Here is a 1377-nt window from a genome sequence, read left to right on the forward strand (position 1 = left end):
GGGCTTGGCAGGCAATAACCTGCCCAAATGGGCAACTGGTGCGTTGTTGGAAGAAGGACCATCCGTTCTGAACGGAGCTGCCGATGGCGCAACCCTCCCTCCACCCGTGCGGATGCCCCAAGTGTCACTCGCGCAAGCCCCATCCGGACCGCATGCTTCATCGGCAGATCAACCTGCTTGCCAGCCGGCTCGACGAACAGCAGCGCCGGTGGTTTATCGCGTTTGAGGCGATGCGGATCGGCCGGGGTGGCACTCAGCGGCTTGCCCAGATCACGGGCTTGAGCCCCCATACCATCCGGCGCGGCCGTCGCGAGCTCGAGGCCGGGCTTGTTGACCGCCCTACCGAGCGCGTGCGGGTCGCCGGTGGTGGCCGTCCCACCCGAGAGGTCCAGGATCCTGAACTCCCACAGACCTTGGAGGAGTTGCTCGAAGGCGAGACAGCGGGTGACCCGATGGGTCGGCACGCCAAAGCCAAGCGGAGTTCTTTGCATCATTTGAGCCATGAGCTTGCCGTCGCAGGACACCTGGCCAGCCGCCCCACGGTGGCGCGCCTGCTGCGCCAATTGGGCTACTCGCCCAAAGCCAATGCACGGCGAACCGAGGCGCACAGCACGCCGCCAGAGCGCGATGCGCAATTCCAGCACATCGCCGAACAGCGCGCGCAGTTCGCAGCCACAGGCGAGCCGATCATCAGCGTGGATTCGAAAAAAAAAGGAATTGGTCGGTGACTTCAAGAACCCGGGCCAGACGTGGTGCCGGAGAGCCGAGCCGGTCTTGGTGCACGACTGGCCGCAGGATGCAGTCGGTCAGGCCATTCCTTATGGCATCTACGAGATCACAACCAACAGCGGCTATGTGTGCATCGGCGATTGTTTTGACACCCCGCGCTTTGCCGTTGAGGCGATCAGTGACTGGTGGGGGAGCGAAGGACAGAAGCGCTTTCCAGAAGCCGAGCGTCTACTCGTCCTGGCCGATGCGGGCGGCTCGAACAGTTGCCGCTCGCGGGTTTGGAAAGCTCAATTGCAAGAACAGCTCTGCGATGCCTGCGGACTCGAGGTCACGGTGTGTCATTATCCCACCGGCTGCTCGAAGTGGAACCCAATTGAGCACCGGCTCTTCAGCTTCATCAGCTTGAACTGGGCTGGCGTGCCGCTACGAACCTTTGCGACGATTGTCCGCTACATTGCCGGAACCGTCACGGCAGCCGGGCTGCGGGTGAATGCTCGCCTCAAGCGCGGTGGCAATGAGACCGGGGAGCGGGTCTCCGACGAGGTTATGCGTCGCCTCCACCTGAGGCCGCATGCCGTCTGTCCCACGTGGAATTACACGCTCTCGCCGCGAACTTGAATTGGCAAATAGTTGCCTGCCAAGCCCTAA

At 62.7% G+C, this 1377-nt stretch carries 2 protein-coding genes; both read left to right on the forward strand.

What is annotated here, in order from left to right; translation table 11 throughout:
• The first annotated feature begins 83 nt into the window (after positions 1-83).
• Positions 84-728 carry an ISAzo13-like element transposase-related protein gene (locus ILT44_RS30360; RefSeq protein ID WP_204243330.1) on the forward strand — a complete coding sequence of 215 codons (645 nt, stop codon included), beginning with the start codon at positions 84-86 and terminating at the stop codon, positions 726-728.
• Positions 628-1347, forward strand: a complete 720-nt coding sequence (locus tag ILT44_RS30365; protein WP_204243331.1) for an ISAzo13 family transposase — start codon at positions 628-630, stop codon at positions 1345-1347. The genes ILT44_RS30360 and ILT44_RS30365 overlap by 101 nt, the downstream gene beginning before the upstream one ends.
• The last annotated feature ends 30 nt before the right edge of the window (positions 1348-1377 follow it).

The organism is Microvirga arvi (assembly GCF_016892765.1).
Classification (GTDB): domain Bacteria; phylum Pseudomonadota; class Alphaproteobacteria; order Rhizobiales; family Beijerinckiaceae; genus Microvirga; species Microvirga arvi.

Bases quoted from the DNA above. Each gene is read 5' to 3' on its own strand.
- ILT44_RS30360 (WP_204243330.1), top strand. From the start codon at position 84: ATGGCGCAACCCTCCCTCCACCCGTGCGGATGCCCCAAGTGTCACTCG.
- ILT44_RS30365 (WP_204243331.1), top strand. From the start codon at position 628: ATGCGCAATTCCAGCACATCGCCGAACAGCGCGCGCAGTTCGCAGCCA.